General features: G+C 60.2%; 21 protein-coding genes. 17 read left to right on the top strand and 4 right to left on the bottom strand.

What is annotated here, in order from left to right; translation table 11 throughout:
- Positions 1–97 precede the first annotated feature (97 nt).
- The 9 genes from ACM6IV_RS07865 (at position 98) to ACM6IV_RS07825 (ending at position 7,413) form a co-directional block, all read left to right on the top strand.
- Positions 98–499 (top strand): RidA family protein, encoded by a 402-nt coding sequence (locus ACM6IV_RS07865; protein WP_414869458.1) that lies wholly within the window; start codon positions 98–100, stop codon positions 497–499.
- Between the two features lie 72 nt (positions 500–571).
- A complete protein-coding gene (locus tag ACM6IV_RS07860) occupies positions 572–1,129 on the top strand; it encodes a helix-turn-helix domain-containing protein (RefSeq protein ID WP_414869457.1) in 558 nt (185 codons plus the stop codon).
- A gap of 75 nt (positions 1,130–1,204) precedes the next feature.
- Complete coding sequence (locus ACM6IV_RS07855; RefSeq protein ID WP_414869456.1) at positions 1,205–1,777, top strand: HD domain-containing protein; 573 nt, start codon at positions 1,205–1,207, stop codon at positions 1,775–1,777.
- A gap of 192 nt (positions 1,778–1,969) precedes the next feature.
- Positions 1,970–2,833 (top strand): putative selenate ABC transporter substrate-binding protein, encoded by an 864-nt coding sequence (locus tag ACM6IV_RS07850; RefSeq protein WP_414869455.1) that lies wholly within the window; start codon positions 1,970–1,972, stop codon positions 2,831–2,833.
- Positions 2,830–3,630: a phosphonate ABC transporter ATP-binding protein gene (locus tag ACM6IV_RS07845; RefSeq protein ID WP_414869454.1), complete on the top strand. Its 801-nt coding sequence runs from the start codon at positions 2,830–2,832 to the stop codon at positions 3,628–3,630. The genes ACM6IV_RS07850 and ACM6IV_RS07845 overlap by 4 nt, the downstream gene beginning before the upstream one ends.
- Positions 3,624–4,448: a PhnE/PtxC family ABC transporter permease gene (locus tag ACM6IV_RS07840; RefSeq protein WP_414869453.1), complete on the top strand. Its 825-nt coding sequence runs from the start codon at positions 3,624–3,626 to the stop codon at positions 4,446–4,448. Before ACM6IV_RS07845 ends, ACM6IV_RS07840 begins: the two co-directional genes overlap by 7 nt.
- A complete protein-coding gene (gene phnE / locus ACM6IV_RS07835; protein ID WP_414869452.1) occupies positions 4,445–5,212 on the top strand; it encodes a phosphonate ABC transporter, permease protein PhnE in 768 nt (255 codons plus the stop codon). The genes ACM6IV_RS07840 and phnE overlap by 4 nt, the downstream gene beginning before the upstream one ends.
- Positions 5,213–5,400: 188 nt before the next feature.
- On the top strand, positions 5,401–7,080 hold the full coding sequence (locus tag ACM6IV_RS07830) for an MFS transporter (protein ID WP_414869451.1): 1,680 nt from the start codon (positions 5,401–5,403) through the stop codon (positions 7,078–7,080).
- Between the two features lie 117 nt (positions 7,081–7,197).
- Complete coding sequence (locus tag ACM6IV_RS07825; protein WP_414869450.1) at positions 7,198–7,413, top strand: hypothetical protein; 216 nt, start codon at positions 7,198–7,200, stop codon at positions 7,411–7,413.
- A 394-nt stretch (positions 7,414–7,807) separates the two neighbouring features.
- Here the strand turns inward: ACM6IV_RS07825 and ACM6IV_RS07820 are convergent, their stop codons facing one another.
- Both ACM6IV_RS07820 and ACM6IV_RS07815 read right to left on the bottom strand, forming a co-directional pair.
- The gene (locus ACM6IV_RS07820) at positions 7,808–8,578 is read right to left on the bottom strand and encodes a DUF72 domain-containing protein (RefSeq protein ID WP_414869449.1); all 771 of its coding nucleotides are present in this window, start codon (positions 8,576–8,578) and stop codon (positions 7,808–7,810) included.
- Between the two features lie 114 nt (positions 8,579–8,692).
- Positions 8,693–10,480, bottom strand: a complete 1,788-nt coding sequence (locus ACM6IV_RS07815) for a thiamine pyrophosphate-requiring protein (protein WP_414869448.1) — start codon at positions 10,478–10,480, stop codon at positions 8,693–8,695.
- Between the two features lie 184 nt (positions 10,481–10,664).
- Here ACM6IV_RS07815 and ACM6IV_RS07810 point away from each other — a divergent pair, with 184 nt between their 5' ends.
- A complete protein-coding gene (locus ACM6IV_RS07810; RefSeq protein WP_414869447.1) occupies positions 10,665–10,889 on the top strand; it encodes a hypothetical protein in 225 nt (74 codons plus the stop codon).
- A 124-nt stretch (positions 10,890–11,013) separates the two neighbouring features.
- Positions 11,014–11,520, top strand: coding sequence for a cupin domain-containing protein (locus ACM6IV_RS07805; protein ID WP_414869446.1), 507 nt, complete (start codon positions 11,014–11,016; stop codon positions 11,518–11,520).
- 3 nt (positions 11,521–11,523) lie between these two features.
- Here ACM6IV_RS07805 and ACM6IV_RS07800 read toward each other — a convergent pair whose 3' ends face one another.
- Positions 11,524–11,799 carry a DUF2798 domain-containing protein gene (locus ACM6IV_RS07800; protein WP_414869445.1) on the bottom strand — a complete coding sequence of 92 codons (276 nt, stop codon included), beginning with the start codon at positions 11,797–11,799 and terminating at the stop codon, positions 11,524–11,526.
- A 124-nt stretch (positions 11,800–11,923) separates the two neighbouring features.
- Between ACM6IV_RS07800 and ACM6IV_RS07795 the strand changes: the two genes are divergently transcribed.
- From ACM6IV_RS07795 to ACM6IV_RS07770, 6 genes are all read left to right on the top strand, one after another.
- Positions 11,924–12,850: a LysR family transcriptional regulator gene (locus tag ACM6IV_RS07795; protein ID WP_414869444.1), complete on the top strand. Its 927-nt coding sequence runs from the start codon at positions 11,924–11,926 to the stop codon at positions 12,848–12,850.
- A gap of 88 nt (positions 12,851–12,938) precedes the next feature.
- A complete protein-coding gene (locus ACM6IV_RS07790; protein ID WP_414869443.1) occupies positions 12,939–14,015 on the top strand; it encodes an alpha/beta hydrolase family protein in 1,077 nt (358 codons plus the stop codon).
- 2 nt (positions 14,016–14,017) lie between these two features.
- Positions 14,018–14,428, top strand: a complete 411-nt coding sequence (locus ACM6IV_RS07785; RefSeq protein ID WP_414869442.1) for a GFA family protein — start codon at positions 14,018–14,020, stop codon at positions 14,426–14,428.
- Between the two features lie 77 nt (positions 14,429–14,505).
- A complete protein-coding gene (gene yghU / locus ACM6IV_RS07780) occupies positions 14,506–15,345 on the top strand; it encodes a glutathione-dependent disulfide-bond oxidoreductase (RefSeq protein ID WP_414869441.1) in 840 nt (279 codons plus the stop codon).
- Between the two features lie 256 nt (positions 15,346–15,601).
- Positions 15,602–17,779 carry a TonB-dependent siderophore receptor gene (locus ACM6IV_RS07775; RefSeq protein ID WP_414869440.1) on the top strand — a complete coding sequence of 726 codons (2,178 nt, stop codon included), beginning with the start codon at positions 15,602–15,604 and terminating at the stop codon, positions 17,777–17,779.
- Positions 17,780–17,917: 138 nt separating this feature from the next.
- Positions 17,918–19,111: an ATP-binding protein gene (locus ACM6IV_RS07770; protein WP_414869439.1), complete on the top strand. Its 1,194-nt coding sequence runs from the start codon at positions 17,918–17,920 to the stop codon at positions 19,109–19,111.
- A 1,431-nt stretch (positions 19,112–20,542) separates the two neighbouring features.
- On the opposite strand, the gene ACM6IV_RS07765 is transcribed toward ACM6IV_RS07770, so the two are convergent.
- The gene (locus ACM6IV_RS07765) at positions 20,543–20,884 is read right to left on the bottom strand and encodes a hypothetical protein (RefSeq protein ID WP_414869438.1); all 342 of its coding nucleotides are present in this window, start codon (positions 20,882–20,884) and stop codon (positions 20,543–20,545) included.
- Between the last annotated feature and the right edge of the window lie 36 nt (positions 20,885–20,920).

The following is a 20,920-nucleotide window of genomic DNA, read 5'->3' as shown; positions in this document are numbered from 1 at the left end:
TTTGGGATTCGCAAACAGTGAACGCCAAGCTTGCGCGTTTATCGCCCGGCTGCAAATACCTAAAGTGGCTTCATCAACTCACTGATGGAGACACCCCATGACCCAGCGCGATGTTGTTTTCCCGCCTGCCCGCCGCGCCCTTTACGAGCGTCATCGTTATTCGCCGGCGGTGCGTTCCAACGGCTTTCTGTTTGTCTCGGGACAAGTCGGCAGTACCGAGGACGGCACGCCTGAGCCGGACCTGCAAACCCAGGTGCGCCAGGCGTTCAGCAACCTCAATGCAATCCTCCATGAGGCCGGTTGCACGTTCGACGACGTGGTCGACGTCACCGTGTTCATCGTGGATCCGCAATCGACGTTCGAAACGATCTGGAATCTGGTGCTGACCGAATTCTGGGGTGAGGCGCCGCATCCGACCGCCACCGCGGTGGGTGTGACGTGGCTGTATGGCTTTGATTTCGAGATCAAGGTGATCGCCAGACTGCCCGAAGCGGCCTGATCGTCAGGTGGATTTGCAGCGTGGGCCGACTGTCTTCAGACTGTCGGCCCTTCAGTCTTTGCGGCATCCGTCATGCCTGAGTCATTGCTCAAACCTGCCCTGCCCGGCATCGCCCTGCGTCGTTGGCGCCTGTTGCATCGCGTCAAGCAAAGCCATGCCGCCGAGATGTTCAACGTCACCCAATCGACCATTTCCCGCTGGGAAAGCGGCGTGCTGGCGCTGGATCCGGCTGCGCATTTACAGCTTGAGCAACTGTTGGCCGCGCGTCTGGATACAGCGGCCGATCATGCCCTCGCCCGCCTGGTGCGCGAAAATGCACGACCGGTGCATCTGGTCTGTGACCTCAGCCACCGCTTGCTGGCCTGCTCCCCGGCCCGCGCCGCGCAGTTCGCCAGTCCGCTGAGCGAATGGCTCGGGCAATCGCTATGGCGTTTCGTGACGCCGGAAATTGCCAGCAAAGAACGGGCGCTCGACACCCTCGGCTGGCGCGAACTGCAGGCGCCACCGGCGCTGGAATTTGTCACCGGCAATAACGACTCCGACCTTGTGCCGATCCGCCAGAGTCTGTGCCGCTGGACACGTATTGCGCTGTCCGACGGCACGGCCGCCCGGCTGGTCGAGACGCTCTGAACGCATATTTTATGCGTGGACGCTTTGTCGCCTCGGCTCTAGGCTTGCTCCTCGGTTCCACCACCGGGCAAGTTTATGGACCTCGAAAAAATCAGCGGACGCCTTGAATTCCTCCGCGAAGCAGAAAGGCTAAAGGACGTTCTCAGAAGCGCACACACCTCAAATGGCCGCAACGAAAGCACCGCCGAACACAGCTGGCGCCTGTGCCTGATGGCGATGGTCTTCGCCGATGAACTGGTCGGGCTCGATCTGCTGAAAGTGCTGAAGATGTGCGTGATTCACGACTTGGGCGAAGCGCTCAATGGTGACATCCCTGCGGTCGATCAGGCTGCTTTTCCGGACAAGAGCAAGCAGGAGCGCCACGACCTTTTGCTGCTGACCCGCACACTCGATGACGCCCTGAGCAACGAGATTCTTGCGTTGTGGGACGATTACGAAAATGCCCGGTCTGCCGAAGCCAAAGCGGTCAAGGCACTGGATAAGCTGGAGACCCTGTTGCAACACACTCAGGGCCAGAATCCGGCGGATTTTGACTACCGCTTCAATCTGACCTACGGCAAAAAGCACACCAGTGCCGCACCGATTTTCGCCGCCCTGCGCGCGCTCATCGATCAGGACACTCAGGCAAAAATGGAACAAGCGAAGTGAACTCGTCGCGTCCGCCATCGCTCGCGCCCAGGCGAACAATGTGATCAACGCTTGGCTGGCTTACAAATCCACATCTGTTGATGCTGGTCTTTGATGCCTTGAATGCGTATAACCTCGCCGTTTCGTCTACCCTGAGTTTGCGCCTCACGTCGCCACTTCAGCCCTTTTGATGCTCACGAAACGGAGAATTCCATGCTCAAACGAACCCTGGCACTGACCGCCGGCCTGGCGCTGTCCTTTTCTACCTTGATGGTACAAGCCGCTGACGTGTTGCGCGTCAGCGCGATTCCTGATGAAGCGCCGACCGAACTGCTGCGCAAATTCGAACCGCTGGGTGCTTATCTGGAACAGCAACTGGGTATGAAAGTGCAGTTCGTGCCAGTGGCTGACTACCCGGCCGTGGTGGAAGCACTGGCGACAGATCGTCTTGATATGGCTTGGCTCGGCGGCTTCACTTTTGTGCAGGCACGCTTGAAGACTGACGCGACGACGCCGGTGATCCCGTTGGTACAACGCGAACAGGATGCGCAGTTCACCAGCAAATTCATCACCGCTGACCCGAACGTGAAGAGCCTCGCCGACTTGAAGGGCAAGACCTTCGCTTTCGGTTCGGTGTCGTCGACCTCCGGCAGCCTGATGCCGCGTTACTTCATGCTGAAGAACGACGGCATCAAGCCTGAAGCCTATTTCAGCCGAGTCGCCTACTCCGGCGCGCACGATGCCACCGTCGCCTGGGTGCAGGCCGGCAAGGTCGACGCCGGTGTGCTGAACGCCAGCGTCTGGCAGAAACTGGTCGACGCCGGCAAGGTCGACACCAATAAGGTCAAAGTCTTCGCCACCACCCCGACCTACTTTGATTACAACTGGACGGTGCGCGGCACCCTCGACCCGGCACTGGCAGCGAAGATCAAAAAAGCCTTCCTCGATCTAGACCCGGCCAACCCTGAGCAGAAGAAGATCCTCGATCTGCAAGCCGCCAGCCGCTTCATCGACACCAAGCCCGAGAACTACAAGGGCATCGAGGAAGCCGCCCGCGCTGCCGAACTGCTGAAATGATCCTACGCCTCAGCCAGGGCAGCCTGCGCCACGCCAATGGAGTCGACGCCCTGCGCGGTGTCGACTTGCAGATTGGCGTCGGCGAACAGGTCGCCATCATTGGCCCGTCCGGGGCCGGTAAATCGAGTTTGCTCAACCTGCTGGTCACCGCACTGCGGCCCAGCAGCGGCGAGATCGAAGTGCTCGGCGAACGTGCCTGGCACTTGTCCGCCCGTCAACGCCAGCGTTTGCGCGCGCGCATTGGCCTGGTGCATCAGGCCCCGCCGCTGCCACCGCGTCAGCGCGTAATTACAGCCGTGCTGGCCGGCAAACTCGGTCAGTGGAGTCTGGGTAAAAGTCTTCTGAACCTGTTGCATCCACTGGATGTGGCCGGTGCGCGAGCAGCGTTGGCGCGGCTGGACCTGGGCGACAAACTGTTCGCGCATTGTCAGCAATTGTCGGGCGGGCAGTTGCAGCGCGTCGGCATTGCCCGTGTGTTGTATCAGGCGCCGGAAATTCTCCTGGCCGATGAACCCGTATCAGCCATGGACCCGGTGATGGCCGGGCACACGTTGTCGATCCTCTCGCGGCATGCCCGCGAGCATAACGTCACGCTGGTGGCGAGCCTGCATGCTGTGGATCTGGCGCTGTCGCACTTCCCACGGATCATCGGTCTGCGCGACGGGCAGATTCTGTTCGACAGCCCTTCCGGTCAAGTCAGCCACGAGATGCTCGACGCACTGTACGCCAACGAAAAACTGCAATCACCGACCGTTGCCGCGGTGCCTTCTTTGACTGTGCAGATTCCACGATGCTGAAAGGCGATTCACGCGATCCCGCTGCATGGCCACGTCTGTTGCTGACGCTGCTGGCAATTGCCTTGCTGTGGCCGGGCATTCAGCTCAGCGAGTTGAATCTGGGCGTGTTGCTGCCCGACAGCCAGAATGAAATGGGCCGTTTTGTTGCGCAGTTCTGGCCGCCTGCGCACGACGAAGCGTTTCTGCAGTTACTGCTCAAAGCCACCCTGCAAACCCTGGCCATCGCCACCGCCGGCATGGCTTTGGCGTTATTGCTGGCGATACCGGCGGGCCTGATTGCCAGTCGTGCACTGTCGCTGTCGGCCGCTTCACGCGGTGGCGTACCAAGCCGATTGGGGCGTCTGCTGCGCTGGCCGGTGCGTGGCTTACTGATTTTTTTGCGCAGCGTGCCGGAGATCGTCTGGGCGTTGTTGTTTGTGCGTGCCGTCGGATTAGGCCCGGCAGCCGGTGTGCTGGCGATCGCAATCACATACAGCGGCATGCTCGGCAAGGTCTACGCGGAGATTTTCGAATCGACGGACCAGCGTCCGGCGCATGCACTGTTGCAGGCTGGCAGTGGTCGACTGGCGGCGTTTGCCTACGGCACGTTGCCCAATGTCGCGGCGGAGCTGCTTTCCTACACGGTCTATCGCTGGGAATGCGCGATCCGCGCCTCGGTGGTGATGGGGTTTGTCGGTGCCGGCGGCCTCGGCCAGCAAATCGATTTGTCGATCCGCATGTTCGCCGGCGGTGAAGTCGCCAGTATTCTGCTGTCCTTCCTGGTGCTGGTCTTGGCCGCCGACCAACTCAGCCGTTTGCTGCGCTGGAGGCTGACATGAATCGGCTGGTCAACCTACTGCTGATCGCCGGCATTGCGCTGGCGGTCATCGCCTCCTTTGCTTATCTGGAACTCGATCTCGGCGAACTGGGCAGCGCGACCAGTCTCAAGCAGATGGGCGCGTATGTGCAGCGTTTTCTCAGCCCGGATCTGAGTGCGCAGTACCTGAAAGCAATCTTGCACGGCGCGATGGAAACCCTGGCCATGTCGGCCCTCGGCACCCTGCTCGCCGCGGTGTTCGGCATTCTTCTCGCCCTGCCTGCCGCCGGGCGTTTCGGCTGGCCGCTGCAAAGCGCCTCGCGCCTGCTGCTCAATGCCTTGCGGGCGATTCCGGAACTGGTCTGGGCGGCGCTGATGGTGCTCGCCGCCGGCCTCGGCCCGAACGCCGGCACCCTCGCCCTCGCCCTGCACACCACCGGCGTGCTTGGCCGGTTGTTTGCCGAAGCTCTGGAAAATACGCCGCCGCAACCCGCCGAAGCCATTCGGTTGCAGGGCGGCAATCCGCTCCTTGCCTTCTGTTATGGCACGCTGCCGAACCTTGCGCCGCAACTGCTCGCCTACATTCTGTATCGCTGGGAAAACAACATCCGCATGGCCAGCGTGCTGGGTTTTGTCGGTGCCGGCGGGCTTGGGCAGATGCTCTATGTGAGCCTCAGCCTGTTCCAGGAAGCGCAGGCCAGCACGGTGATTCTGGCGATGCTGGTGCTGGTGTTTGTGGTCGACTGGCTGAGTGCGTGGAGTCGTCAGCGCTGGGTCAAGGCCTAGTAGGCAGGCCGACGGCTGGATATCTGGCAAAAGCTGATTATGCTTCAGGAAACCTTGCAGCGATGCGAGGCGGTCAGACTGTGCAAGTTTCACGCGAGAGCAATGGCGGCATTTGCCACAAGGCCAGAGTGCGATAAGCGGTAACGGGGGACTCCGGCCTACAACAATAAGCACGACGGAGAACACCCATGGCCACAATCGACACAGCATCCACCGGCAGTCCACCGCGCAGCGGCGGCATCACCAAGGAGGAGCGCAAGGTCATCTTTGCCTCGTCCCTCGGCACGGTTTTCGAGTGGTACGACTTTTACCTGTACGGCTCACTCGCGGCGATCATCGCCAAACACTTCTTTGCCGGCGTCAATGAAACCACCGCGTTTATCTTTGCCCTGCTGGCGTTTGCGGCGGGGTTTGCGGTACGGCCATTCGGCGCGATTGTGTTCGGCCGGCTCGGCGACATGATCGGGCGCAAACATACTTTCCTCATCACTATCGTCATCATGGGCGTCTCGACCGCGATTGTCGGTATTTTGCCCGGCTACGCGACCATCGGTGTCGCTGCCCCCGTCATCCTGATTACCCTGCGTTTGCTGCAAGGGCTGGCACTGGGCGGTGAGTATGGCGGCGCAGCGACCTACGTGGCCGAACACGCGCCTCGCAACAAGCGCGGCTTCTTCACCTCGTGGATTCAAACCACTGCAACCCTCGGCCTGTTTCTGTCGCTGCTGGTGATTCTCGCCTGCCGCACGGCGCTGGGCACTGAAGCCTTTGAGGCGTGGGGCTGGCGGATTCCGTTTCTGCTGTCGATCCTGCTGTTGATTGTGTCGGTGTACATCCGCCTGCAACTGAGCGAGTCACCGGTATTCCAGAAAATGAAGGCTGAAGGCAAGGCGTCGAAGGCGCCGCTGACCGAGTCATTCGCGCGCTGGGACAACCTCAAAGTGGTGATCATGGCGCTGCTCGGCGGCACGGCCGGGCAAGCGGTGGTCTGGTACACCGGGCAGTTCTACGCACTGTTCTTCCTGCTGCAGACGCTGAAGATCGACCCGCAGACCGCCAACCTGCTGATCGCCGGCTCATTGCTGATCGGTACGCCGTTCTTCGTGATCTTCGGCAGCCTTTCCGACCGTATCGGGCGCAAGCCGATCATCATGGCCGGGTGCATTCTGGCCGCGTTGACCTACTTCCCGATCTTCCACGCGCTGACCCAGTACGGTAACCCTGACGTGTTCATCGCCCAGGAGAAAAACCCGGTCAAAGTGATCGCTAACCCTGACCAGTGCTCGTTCCAGTTCGACCCGGTGGGCAAGGCCAAATTCACCAGTTCCTGCGACCTGGCAAAGACCCTGTTGGCAAAACGGGCGATTCCATATGAGAACGTGGTTGCAGAACCTGGCACGGTCGCGCAAGTGCGCATTGGTGACAAAGTCGTCGAGAGCTTCGAAGGCAGTGCCCTGCCCGCCGCCGACTTCAAGACTCGCAACGATGCCTTCACCGCCAGTCTGGGCACAGCCTTGAAAGAAGCCGGTTACCCGGAAAAAGCCGACCCGGCGAAAACCAACTATCCGATGGTCCTGCTCCTGCTGACCGTACTGGTGATTTACGTGACCATGGTCTACGGGCCGATTGCCGCGTGGCTGGTCGAGCTGTTCCCGACCCGCATCCGCTACACCTCGATGTCGCTGCCGTATCACATCGGCAACGGCTGGTTCGGCGGCTTCCTGCCGACGGTGGCATTTGCCATGGTCGCCGCGACCGGGGATATCTACTACGGCTTGTGGTACCCGATCGTGATCGCGGTGATGACGGCGGTCCTCGGCACATTCTTCCTGCCGGAAACCAAGGATCGCGACATTCTCAAGGACTGAAAACCGTTAGCGCGCCCTCTCCATCGCGGGAGGGCGCCATTCGGCATAACCTGGCAAAAATATCGAACGCCTGCCGCATGCCTACCTCCAATGTTTACACCAATGGAGGTCAACAACATGAACAGCGACGATAAAACCCCGAACGCCCCGCCCACCGATACGTCCGGCAAACCGGTGAACGTAGTCGAGCGCGATCTTGAAGACCGAGATGATGACACCGAAACCGTGGATGAAGTCATCACGCCTTCGTCCACCAGAGTGAAGGAGCAGGACGCCGAGACGCTGCAGCGCAAGATCGATGAGATCGAGCGCAAAGTGGCCGACGGAAATTAGTGGTTTGCAGGCGATCGCAACGGTCTGCTGGATCTCCCCCCTCACCCCAGCCCTCTCCCCCAAGGGGCGAGGGGGAAAGGGAGCCGATCTGTGGGCTTTTCAGAGTTTGAGTTCACCTTAGTCTTTCAGGTCGGCGTCATTTGCATGCACACCTCGATCAGTCCCCTCTCCCCCAGGCGCGAGGGGGGAAGTAAGCCGGGCTTTTCAGAGCCTGAGTTCACCTCAGTCTTCCAGGTCGGCGTCATTTGCATGAACACCTCGATCAGTCCCCTCTCCCCCAGGCACGAGGGGGGAAGTAAGCCGGGCTTTTCAGAGCCTGAGTTCACCTCAGTCTTTCAGGTCGGCGTCATTTGCATGAACACCTCGATCAGTCCCCTCTCCCTCTGGGAGAGGGCTAGGGTGAGGGCTTCTTCGCCGGGTTGAGTTTCACGGCCGTACATATCGGCTCCCAATCGGCCGTCAGTGTGGCCAGCGTCAAAGCGTTGCTCAGTGCTGCGCCGCTGGCGGTGTTGTCGAAAATGCACCAGGTCGCCGCACCTGCTGCAGCCGCTGACTGCAAGGCTTGTGCGAGATTATGCAGGTAAGGTGCATCGTAGGCGCTGTGGTAAATGCGCGGCGAGCCGTGCAGGCGCCAATATTGGGTTCCCGCCCAGCCACTGGGCGCAGCATCACTGCTGATGCGCGAGGGATCGACGGCCGCTTGAGCGATCTGACAAGCCTTCAGCATTGGCTCAGCGCTGACCCACGATGCATGCCGTGGCTCAAGCACCACAGCGCCGCAGAAGCGCTGGCGCAATGTCACGAAGAAGGCTTCGGCGATGGTTTCGTCGAATGCCAGCGATGGCGGCAATTGCACGAGCAGGCAACCCAGGCGCTCGCCCAGACCGCCGCATTCAGCAAGAAATTTATCCAGCGCCGCCTCGCAACCCGCCAGGCGTAAATCATGGGTGATGTGTTTGGGTATTTTCACCGAAAAGCGGAAAGCCTCCGGTACGCCGTCGGCCCAACGCTCATAGGTTTGCCGACGATGCGGACGGTAGAACGAGCTGTTGATTTCCACGCAGTTGAGGCGCGAAGCGTAGCGCTGCAAGTGCGTACCGTCAGCCGCAAATGCCGGCCAGTGCTCGCGCCCCAGACTCCAGCCTGCGCAGCCAATAAAAATCAAAAAAGCACCTCCTGATCTGTACGCGCTGATCGTTCCCCCGCTCTGCGTAGGAATGCCTCAAGGGCTGCATTCCTTTGCTGCGCGAGGGAACGATCAAACCTCCGCGTTAAGCGGTTATTTTTTCCCGGGCAACACCGCCCCGAGCACTTGCTTGGCAGTCTGCACGATCACCCCGGCCTCATCCGGATCGCCCTTGAGCAATGTCGTGGCGAATTTCTTCGCCTGTTCAAGCTTGATGTGCGGCGGCAAGGGCGGCACGTTCGGGTCGGTCTTGAACTCGATCAACACTGGGACCTCCGAGGCCAGTGCCTGCTCCCAGGCAGCAGCGACGTCTTCTTCGCGATCGACAAAGATGCCTTTCAGGCCAATGGAAATGGCGAACAAGTGATAAGGCACATCGGGAATGCTCTGCGAAGCTTCGAACTTCGGGTCGCCCTCCATTACCCGCTGTTCCCAGGTGACCTGATTGAGGTCCTCGTTGTTGAACACCGCGCAGATCCATTTCGGACTCGCCCACTGCCGCCAGTATTTGGCGACGGTGATCAGTTCGGCCATGTTGTTCATCTGCATCGCGCCATCACCCACCAGCGCAATCACCGAACGCTCGGGATAAGCAAACTTGGCGGCAATCGCGTAAGGCACAGCGGCGCCCATGGACGCGAGGCCACCGGACAACGAACACTGCATGCCACGGCGGATCTTCAGATCGCGGGCAAACCAGTTGGCGCAGGAGCCGGAGTCGCTGGTGATGATGGCCTCATCGGGCAGGCGCGGCGACAGCTCGTATACCACCCTTTGCGGATTGACCGGGTCAGCCTTGGCCATGGCGCGTTTCTCCAGGGTTTTCTCCCAGCTGCCACGCCAGCCTTCGACTTTCTTGCGCCACTTGTTGGAGGTTTTCTGTTCGAGCAGTGGCAACAGCGCGGCAAGGGTTTCTGCCGAATCGCCGACCAGATTGACCTCCATCGGGTAGCGCAGGCTGAGCATGTCGGGCTGCAAATCGATCTGCACGCCGCGTGCCTGTCCTTCCTTGGGCAGAAACTCCGAGTACGGGAAACCCGAACCGATCATCAGCAAGGTGTCGCATTCGCTCATCAGCTTGTAGCTCGGTTCGGTGCCGAGCAGGCCGATGCTGCCGGTGACCCACGGCAGATCATCCGGCAACGCGGCTTTGCCCAACAGCGCCTTGGCGACGCCGGCACCAAGTTTTTCGGCCACCGCGATGACTTGATCGGTCGCCTGCAACGCCCCCGCGCCGACCAGAATCGCGACCTTCTCTCCCGCATTCAACACGTCGGCGGCACGCTGCAGATCGACGTCATACGGCAACACTTTGGGTTTCGTGTAACCGACACCGGAATGCGCGGTGCCATGGGCGCGCGCCGGTGCTTCGTATTTCAGGTCCTGCAAATCGTTGGGCAGAATCAGCGCGGTCACCCGGCGTTCGCCCACGGCCGTACGCACCGCTCGATCGAGCAAATGTCGCACCTGTGAAGGCGCGGACGCCTGCTGCACAAACGCCCCGGCGACATCCTTGAACATCGACACCAGATCCAGCTCTTGCTGATAGTGGCTGCCGAGCGCAGTGCGCGCCTGCTGACCAACGATGGCCAGCACGGGCATGTGGTCCATGCGCGCGTCGTAGAGGCCAGTGATCAGGTGCGAGGCACCCGGGCCGGAGGTGGCGATGCAGACGCCCAACTCGCCGGTGAACTTGGCGTGTGCCGAGGCCATGAACGCGGCCATTTCTTCATGCCGCGCCTGGACGAATTCAATCTTTCCCTTGGCCCGACTGAGCGCGCCGAAAACGCCGTTGATGCCGTCCCCCGGATAGCCAAAAATCCGCGTAACGCCCCATTCGCTGAGCCGCTCAACCAGAAAATCTCCCACTGTCATCGTCATCTTGATCCTCGTCTTTCTCCGCTGCATGGAGCTGTCCGCCAGAACTTCCGCCGGGCGCTGTAAGGGTCTGGACAGTGAGCTTGTCGGCGAAGTTTCGATGGATTTCCCTGAGCCGGTTGTTGTTTGCGGACAAAACCGTCAGGACGGCACAACGCGCGCATCGATAATCGCAAGGAGCAAAGACATGGATTTCCCAGCAGCATGGCGCAGCCAGTTTGCCGGTGCAGCCATCGAACAGCAGACCATTGGTGAATCGCGCGCTGATGTCTGGCGGATCACACCTGCTGAGGCGGCGCCGCAATTCGTCAAAACCGAGGCGTGGAGCCGGATCAGCAGCGAATCGCCTTTTATCAACTGCTCGACGAGTTTTTCTGAGGCAAGTGCGTACCCTGGCTGTCTACCTTGTTGAATAAGCGGCGAGCTCATTCGCCAGCAGGTTCGCTCCCACATTTGCAATGCAATCCCCTGTGGGAGCGAGCTTGCTCGCGAAGACGCCAGGACAGTCAATACAGATGCCGGATCAGGAGAACAGCATGCCCACGCCCATACAAACCTTGCTGCTGAAACGCAACGACTGGGTACCGAACAACCCGCGTCTGCCGGTGTTGATCTATCCGCAAGCCATTGAACTCCAGGGCAACGACCCCGCCGCCCTGTTCGAGCACACCTTCAGCGCCAACGGTTGGCCGCCGCAATGGCGCTACGGGATCTATGACTTTCACCACTATCACACCGAAGGCCATGAAGTGCTGGGCGTTGCGGCGGGTCGTGCGGAATTGATGCTCGGCGGGCCTGACGGTCAAGTTGTGCAGGTCAGCGCCGGTGACGTGTTGCTGCTGCCGGCCGGCACCGGCCATTGCAACCTGAGTTGCAGCGAGGACTTTCTGGTGGTCGGTGCCTATCCACCTGGCCAGCATGCCGACATCTGCCGCGAGGCGCCCAGCCATCAGCAACTGGAAACCATCGCGAAGCTGCCGTTCCCGCAGACCGATCCCGTGCAGGGAATGCAGGGGGCTGTCAGTCAATACTGGCGCGAATGACCCTCAACGATGCGGATGCACCGTCCACGCCACCAGTTTGATCACGATCGGCCGCACGACGAGGATGCACAGGAACGCCACGGGCATCGCCAGCTTGTAGGCGTGCAAGGCATTGCTCAGGTAGTCGTTATCAATGCCGGAGTTGGCGGCGGTGATTACCAGCGACATCAGAAACGCCATGATCGTCGCCATGTACAGCGCAAACACATACGGCGTGGCACGCGGCGACAGCTTGCGGCGGCTAATGATCAAGGCTTCGGAACTTGTCGGTTGATTCATATGGCTTTTCCATCCATTGACAGGGAGAGCGCACGTTAACAACGCTGTTGCCGCGTAACTAGACGCTCGACCGCAGGTACTTTATAAAGCAGAACTTACGAATCACCCCTCAACGGCACGATGAATGAATCTGTTAGCGGCGATTGCCAGTTTTATCAAAGTCGTTGAAGCCGGCTCGATTGTCGGCGCCGCCAAGACTCTCGGCGTCAGTGCGGCAGCGGTCAGCCAGACGCTCAATCGGCTGGAAGCGCACCTCGGTGTGCGCCTGTTGCAACGCACCACGCGCAGCATGGCGCTGACCGAAAACGGCGCGGTGTACTACGAGAAAGTCCGATGCATTGCGGCGGATCTGGAATCGGCACAAAGCGCGATCAGCAGCGATGAAACCGAGTTGCAGGGCCGGCTGAGCATCGCCTCGACCTCTGCGTTCGGCCGCCATGTTTTGGCGTCGCTGATCGCCGGTTTCGCCGCACAGCACCCGCGCCTGCTCATCGAACTCTCGACCACCAACGGCAAGATCAACCACATCCAGGACCGCATCGATCTGAGCCTGCGGATCCAGCCGCAACTGGAGGATGGCATCGTCGCGCGCAAGATCGTTTCCCTGCCGTTCATCATGTGCGCGGCGCCGGCCTATTTGCAGCGCGCCGGTTACCCGCAGTCTCCAGATGACTTGCAGAACCACGCCTGCCTGGCCTTTCGTTATCCCTTGGACGGGCGGTTTCTGCGCTGGAGCTTTGTCTGCGACGGCCAGCGTTTCGACGCTCCTATCAATGCCACTGCCATCAGTGACGACATCGATGCATTGGCGCAAATGGCAGTCAACGGCGCCGGCATCACTCGACTGGCGGAGTTCGTCGCCGCGCCCTATCTCGCGAGCGGGCAACTGGTGCCGCTGTTCGAGCACAGCGAGGCAACGCACTCCGTTGTCGAACCGATGGACATATACGCCTGCGTACAGGAGCGCGCGGCGATGACGCCGAAGGTCAAAGCGTTTGTGGATTACCTGACGGCGCATCTGGCCACGAGATGGCCGATGGAAAATGTTTAAGACGCAGAGTTCAAAGAGGCTCGCTGAAGGAAGCGAATTCGGGCAAAGTCCACCTCGCCCGTCCGGCCCATCACGGAAGATAACAACAATGAAAAAGTCTCTCGGCGCTCTGCTGCTGATCTGCGTGAGCAACTACGTGTTGGCTGACACGCAACCCGTCGGTTTCCAATACGCCACACTGGCGGATCCGCGCAATGAGCGCCCGGTGGAAATGGTTGTCTGGTACCCGAGTGCGACCACCGATGCGACGCCACAATTGTTCGGCGACAACCCGGTCTTCGTCGGCGCCCCCGCTGTGCTCGACGCCCCTGCCGCGAAGGGCGAGCATCCATTGGTGGTGATTTCCCACGGCAATGGTGGAAGCTGGATCAACCAGACGTGGCTGGCCAGCGCGCTGGCCCATCAGGGTTACATCGTCGCGGCGGTCAACCATCCCGGCACCACCAGCCGTGACCGCAGCCCGCTAGCCGCGGCGCAGTTGTGGCAACGCCCCGTCGACCTCAGCCGCGCCGTAGATGCGGTGACCGCGCAACCGGAAAAATTCGGCGCAGTGGCCAGGGATCGCATTGCCATTGTCGGCCATTCTCTCGGCGGCTGGACGGTGCTTGAGGCCGGCGGCGCACGCTTCGACCCCGAGCGGTTTGCGCAGGACTGCAAAGCCCACGCACAATTGGCCAGTTGCACCGTTTACCAACAGATAAACCCCGCCAGCACTGCGCACTCGCAAGCCCGGATGGCGGCAGACTGGCGTGACAAACGCGTCTCTGCCGTGGTGTCACTGGACCTGGGATTGTCGCGCGGGATGACCGATACAAGCCTTGCCGCTTATCCCGTGCCTATCCTGGTGATCGCTGCCGGCGCACCGTCGAAAGACCTGCCCGCTGAACTGGAATCCGCCGACCTCGCCAAACGCCTGCCAAAAACCTCATCGCGTTACGTCGAGATCAGCGACGCCAGTCACTTCAGTTTCATGGCAATCTGCAAGCCTGGCGCCGTGGCCATGCTCGACGAGGATGTGCCGGGCGACAGCATCATCTGCACCGACGGCGAGGGCGGCCGACCACGCGCCGAGATTCAGCAGCAAGTGATTACCCTGATCAGCGGGTTTCTGGCGCAGTCACCTGGCAGCCTGAAACCCGCCCTCACCTACCAGGAACCCCAATAACAATGCTGACGCCCGCCCCTCAGACCTTCCGTGGCAGTTGCCTGTGCGGAGCGGTGAAATACCAGATCCGCTCACGGCCCAAGGCACTTTCGCATTGCCATTGCAGCCAATGCCGCAAAAGCCATGGTGCAGCGTTTGCCAGCTATGGCAGCGTGCTACGGCAGAATCTGGAATTGCTGGAGGGCGCTGATCAGCTCAAGTCCTATCAGTCTTCCGAATCGGTGCAGCGCCAGTTCTGCTCGCACTGCGGCTCGTCACTGTTCTGGGCGAGCAATCAGGGTGATTACGGCGGCTGGATTTCGGTGGCGCTGGGTACGCTGGACACGACGTTTACCACGGAAAAACAGCAACACGTGGAAGTGACCTCGAAGGCGCCGTGGTTTGAAATCAAGGATCAATGGCCGCAGCGTTGAGCCTGACCCTGTTTCTGTGGTGTGCTGTCTATTCTCAGCAGACATTTTTTTCACTTGCCAACGAAGAGGCCCCTTAGATGAGCAAAGCCCCGTACGTTCCGCCCAAGGTCTGGACAAACGAAGCCCCGTCCGGTGGCCAGTTCGCCAGCATCAATCGACCGATTGCCGGGCCGACCCATGACAAGACCCTGCCGGTCGGCAAACATCCGCTGCAGCTGTACTCGCTGGCCACGCCCAACGGGGTGAAGGTGACCATTCTGCTCGAAGAGCTGTTGGCGCTGGGGCACCGCGATGCCGAGTACGATGCGTGGCTGATCCGCATTGGCGAGGGCGATCAGTTCTCCAGCGGCTTTGTCGAGATCAACCCCAACTCGAAAATCCCGGCGTTGCTGGATCGCAGTGTCGAGCCACCAATCCGCGTATTCGAGTCGGGTTCGATCCTGCTGTATCTGGCGGAAAAATTTGCTGCCTTCCTGCCGACAGATCCGGCGGGGCGCACCGAAACCTTGAACTGGTTGTTCTGGCAGATGGGCGCGGCGCCCTATCTGGGCGGCGGTTTCGGGCATTTCTATGCGTATGCGCCGGAGAAAATGGAATACCCGATCAATCGCTTCACCATGGAGGCCAAGCGGCAACTGGATGTGCTCGATCGGCGCTTGGCTGAGAGCGCCTATCTGGCTGGCGACAGCTACACCATCGCCGATATCGCGGTCTGGCCGTGGTACGGGCAATTGGTGCGCAACAACGTTTATTCAGCGGCGGAGTTTCTCGCGGCTCACGAGTACACCCATGTGCAGCGCTGGGCCGAGACCATCGCCCAGCGGCCGGCGGTCATTCGCGGGCAACGCGTCAATCGCACCTGGGGTGATGAAGCGACTCAAGTGCCCGAGCGTCATCAGGCTGAAGATTTGAGCTGACAGCCCTTCTTTCCGAGCCACCAGCGGGCCGCTCACAAGCGTTTGTGATCGGCCCGTTTCGCGTCCTCTCGTCCCCGATAAAACCACGACTCTGCGCCAACCCGCGACGCAGAGCGCCCGGCCGATTGTGAAAAAATCGTTAACTAACTGAGCCGTACGTCTTTCTTCGCCCGGAATGATCTGACACACTAATGCGAATAATTCCTACACGCACTCGCACTGGATTCGTTTTCGTATCATTTGGGGAAGCAGATTGATGTCGTTTCGCACCATTCACCGCCGCTCAAACCGTTCACCGAACCTGCTGGCACTGGCCATTTGCATGGCCAGCGTCGCACCAGCGCTGGCCGACGAGGCTACACCCGCCACGCCTGAAACCGCCGCGCCGGCCACGCTGGAACTGGACGCCACGGAAATCGGCGCCACCCAGATGAGCAGCACCACTGAAGACAGCCAGTCCTACACCACCGGCCCGATGCGGACGGCGACCAAGCTCTCGCTGACCATGCGCGAAACGCCGCAAGCGGTGACGGTGATCACCCGTCAGCGCATGGACGACCAGAACATGACCAGCATCAACGACGTGGTGAAAGGCACGCCGGGGCTGTTCCTCAGTCAGGCCAGCGGCCCGGGTCGGCAGACCTACAGCTCACGCGGGTTCGATATTGACACCATCATGTACGACGGCCTGCCGAGTTCGTACTCGCCGTTCTCGATGGCGGTGCAACCGAACCTGGCGATGTTCGACCGCGTTGAAATCGTCCGTGGCGCGACCGGCCTGGTTACCGGTGCTGGCAACCCTTCGGCGGCGATCAACCTGGTGCGCAAACGCCCGACTGCCGATCAGCGCGTAACCCTCACTGGCGCCGCCGGCAGTTGGGATGACTACCGTGGCGAGATCGACGCCTCCAGCCCGTTGAACGAAAGCGGCACCCTGCGTGGTCGCGTGGTCAGTTCCTATCAGGGCGCCGACAGCTTCCGCGACAAGGAAGAAAACGACCATGGCCTGTTCTACGCCATCGGTGAAGCCGACCTGAGCGACAGCACCACCGCAACCCTCGGCTTCTCACGCCAGAACGAACAGACCAACTATTTTTGGGGCGGCCTGCCGATCGGCACCAACGGCCACCACCTCGACCTGCCCCGCTCCACCTATCCCGGCACCGACTGGGAAAACCGCAAGCTGCAGATCGACACCGTGTTCGGCGAAGTCGAGCATCGTTTCGACAACGACTGGAAGCTGCACGTCGCCGGCTCGACCTCGACCCTCGACGGCGAGTTTTCCGGGACTTACCTGTCGCGCTACGCCGGCCCGCTGGAAACCACGGCCTACCAGTCGCACCACACCGACAAGCAGCGCTCGCTCGACGTGTTCGCCAGTGGCCCGTTCGAAGCCTTCGGCCGCAGCCACGAACTGGTGGTCGGCGCCAGCAACCGGGTGTATGACGCAACCACCAAGGAATACGACCCGTACACCACGGCCTGGCCAATCGGCGCGCCCAAGCCTGATTTCGTCCGTGACGGCAAAACCCGCAACGTCACCACCCAGGACGCCGTGTACCTGACCACCCGCCTGAGCCTGGCCGATCCGCTGACGCTGATCCTCGGCGGGCGTCTCGACTGGTACGACTACGATGACCGCACTGCCGACGGCGATTACAAAGTCACCCGTAACGTCACGCGCTATGCCGGCCTGATCTACAAACTCGACGACCACCATTCGCTGTACGCCAGTTACACCGACATCTTCACCCCGCAAACCCAGAAGGACCTCGGCGGCAAAGTGCTCGAACCGATCGTCGGTGAAAACTACGAGGTGGGCATCAAGGGCGAGTACTTCGATGGCGCCCTCAACGCCAGTCTGGCGGTGTTCCAGATGGACCAGACCGGACGCGCCACGATGGCCGACAATCAGTTCGGTTGCCCGGTTCTGACCTGCTACGGGTCATCGGGCAAGGTGCGCAGCCAGGGCGTGGACATGGAACTGCAAGGCGCGCTGACTGAAAACTGGCAGGTCGGCGCCGGCTATACCTACACCCGCGCGCACTACATCAAGGACGAAAACCCGGCCAACAACAATCAGCGTTTCGAAACCGACACGCCTGAGCATCTGTTCAAAGTGTCCACCGTGTACCGCTTCCAGGGTCCGCTGCAGCACCTGCGCGTGGGCGGCAACGTCTACTGGCAGAGCCGCATGTACAACGACATCGCCCTGGCCAATAACGGTAGCTATCGCCTCGAACAGGGTGGCTACGCGGTCACCGACCTGATGGCCGGGTACGAGGTCAACAAACACCTGGATCTTCAGGTTAACGCGAATAATATCTTTGACCGCGTGTATTACTCCGCCATCGGCTCCAATGTCACGTGGGGTTCCAACGACAACTACGGCAACCCGCGCAGTTACATGCTGACGGCCAAGTACAAGTTCTGAGTCGCTGAGGTTCTAATCAGCATTGCAAAAAAGGGCGCCGGGGAAATCCACGGCGCCCTTGTCGTTTCCGGCCTCTTCATTAGTCATGAGCCGCAATAACCGTTAGTCTCGCAGCGAACTCTTCACGAAGCATCGCCCATGACCAACCCGGCCTTCACCCCCGACATCGACGCTATCCGCAGCATTGACGCGGTGCCGGTCATCCTGAGCATGGTCAAGCACCTCACGGGCATGCGCTTCGCCGCGGTGGCCCGAGTCACGGAACGCAATTGGGTGGCATGCGCCGTTGATGACTCCATTGATTTCGGGCTCAAACCCGGTGGCGAGCTGGTGCTCGAATCGACCATCTGCCACGAGATCCGCCAGCATCAGCAGCCGGTCATCTTCGGCCACGCCAGTGCGCACCCGGTCTTTTCGTTACACCACACGCCGAAAACCTATGGGCTGGAAAGCTACATCTCCATTCCCATCGTCAAAGCCAACGGCGACTTCTTTGGCACGCTGTGCGCCATCGACTCAGTGCCGGCCAACCTCGACGAACCGGCCATTGCCAAGACGCTGGCGCTATTCGCCCAACTGATTGCCATGAGTCTGGACACGCAAAGCCGTCTGGAAGCCACCAAAGTCGAACTGAATAACGCCAATGAACTCGGGCGCCTGCGCGAGCAGTTCATCGCCGTACTCGGCCACGACCTGCGCACACCACTGAGCGCGGTGCGCATGAGCGCCGACTTGCTGGAATGCAAAACCGAAGACAAGCGCTCGCTCAACCTGATCGCGGCGATTCGCAATAGTTCGGTGCGCATGGGCGTGTTGATCGAAAACATCCTCGACTTTGCCCGAGGACGCCTGGGCGGCGGGATTCCGGTGCAGCGCAAGTTGGTGGACGACTTGCAGCACACCCTGCAACTGACCCTGGCCGAGGTACAAACCTCCCATCCCCAGGCCATTTTTATCGACGAGCTTGAGGTGCCGACGGGCATCTATTGCGATGCACTGCGCATCAGCCAATTACTCTCCAATCTGCTGGGCAACGCGGTGACCCATGGCTCGCAAAACACGCCGATCGTCCTCAAGGCGTATGCAGAAAACGATGAACTGGTGATCGCTCTGACCAACCAGGGCACACCGATTTCCGCCGAACTAATGCCACTGCTGTTCGAACCGTTCTCCCGGGCCGAAGCCGGGCAACGTTGCGAAGGTCTGGGTCTGGGGCTGTATATCGCCTCGCAGATAGCCATGGCGCACAACGGCACCTTGAGCGTGACCTCAAGCACCGAGTCAGGCACCTGCTTCGTGGCAAGATTCCCGGCGCGGTTCAAATGGCTTTAAGCCGCCTGCAGGCGCATCGTCAGAATCGCCGCCCCCCAGCCGATAAAGTCGAACCGACCACAAGACTGACCCAACGGGGCAAGGCAGGATCGTCAGTGACCATTGTGAAGGTCCATATCGAGTAAGAATCCATTTTCCTGCATAGCCCAGATCAAAAGCCCCTCACCCTAGCCCTCTCCCGGAGGGAGAGGGAACTGACCGAGGCGATTGGCAGAGCTACGCCGACTTGAAATACCGAGCCGTACTCGAACACCAAGAAAATCAAAAGCCCCTCACCCTAGCCCTCTCCCGGAGGGAGAGGGAACTGACCGAGGTGAATGCGAGAGATACGCCGACTTGAAATACCGAGCCGTACTCGAACACCAAGAAAATCAAAAGCCCCTCACCCTAACCCTCTCCCGGAGGGAGAAGGAACTGAACGAGGTGATTGCGAGAGATACGCCGACTTGAAATACCGAGCCGTACTCGAATACCAAGAAAATCAAAAGCCCCTCACCCTAACCCTCTCCCGGAGGGAGAGGGAACTGAACGAGGTGATTGCGAGAGATATGCCGATTTGAAATACCTAGCCGTACTCGAACACCAAGAAAATCAAAAGCCCCTCACCCTAGCCCTCTCCCGTAGGGAGAAGGAACTGACCGAGGTGAATGCGGGAGATACGCCGACTTGAAATACCTAGCCGTACTCGAACACCAAGAAAATCAAAAGCCCCTCACCCTACCCCTCTCCCGGAGGGAGAAGGAACTGACCGAGGTGATTGCGAGAGATACGCCGACTTGAAATACCGAGCCGTACTCGAATACCAAGAAAATCAAAAGCCCCTCACCCTAGCCCTCTCCCGGAGGGAGAGGGAACTGACAGAGGTGATTGCGAGAGATACGCCGACGTGAAATACCGAGTTGAACTCAGTTCTGAAAAGCCCCGCATCATCCAAAGCCATACACCCGCTTCTCACCACTCAACAGGATGAGCGCAAGCTCGGCTACCGCTCTTGATCTTGCCGTGCTGGCCCCTTCGGCAGGCTGAGTGGAGGGATTTATCCGGGGGTGGGAGCGCAGCGACCGTTTGGCGAAGCCAAACACATCGAGAGGAGGTGCAGCGAAGCAAACCGTAGGCGATGCCCCCGGATAGATCCCGTAACGAAGGAACCCCGAGCCCCAGCGAGCGGGCCGAACGCCGGGGCCCAGCCTTTTGGTTACTTTTTGGCGTCTGAAAAAGTGACCCGCTGTAAGAGCGGAACCGCCAGCCGCAGCACCCAAAAAAACGGATATACACCCAAAACCCCCAGAGCATGGTCGGCCCAAAGGCCGCCAAGCCCAAACAAACAAACAAACAAAAAAAAGCCCCGCAACCACATAAAGGTGCGAGGCAAAAAATTGGTTGGTTGCGGCCAACCAAAGGAGCTCAGTCAAATACGCACAACAGGCAAAATCAGATGCAATCCTGAGCCGCCCGCTCAAAACTCGAAGGCAAAAGATTCGAAGCCAACAAATGCCGCTCGTAGATAAACACCTTGCCGCCATTACCCGCCTTGTACGCCTCCAGCACGTTGTCAGCCGAAATCTTGCTCGGCACCACAATCCGGTAGCTACGCTGAGTCTGCGAAACCGTCGGGTTCAACGCACTGCCCTGCAACTTCGGCACCACGCAATCGGCGTACTGCGCAGGCGTCTTGCTGGTCTGCAACGTCAGGCTCGGATTGTTCGGCGCCGAAGCGCAACCGGTAAGCAACAAAGAGGCAAAGGCCAGAGCAGGGACGAATAAAAGACGCATCGGTGTCATCCTGAAAATAAAGGTTCGGTTCAACCG

This window comes from Pseudomonas sp. IT-347P, from assembly GCF_949768005.1.
In the GTDB taxonomy this organism is placed as follows: domain Bacteria; phylum Pseudomonadota; class Gammaproteobacteria; order Pseudomonadales; family Pseudomonadaceae; genus Aquipseudomonas.
Note: the sequence above shows the minus strand (reverse complement) of the source record. Positions and strands in the feature narration are given on the sequence as shown.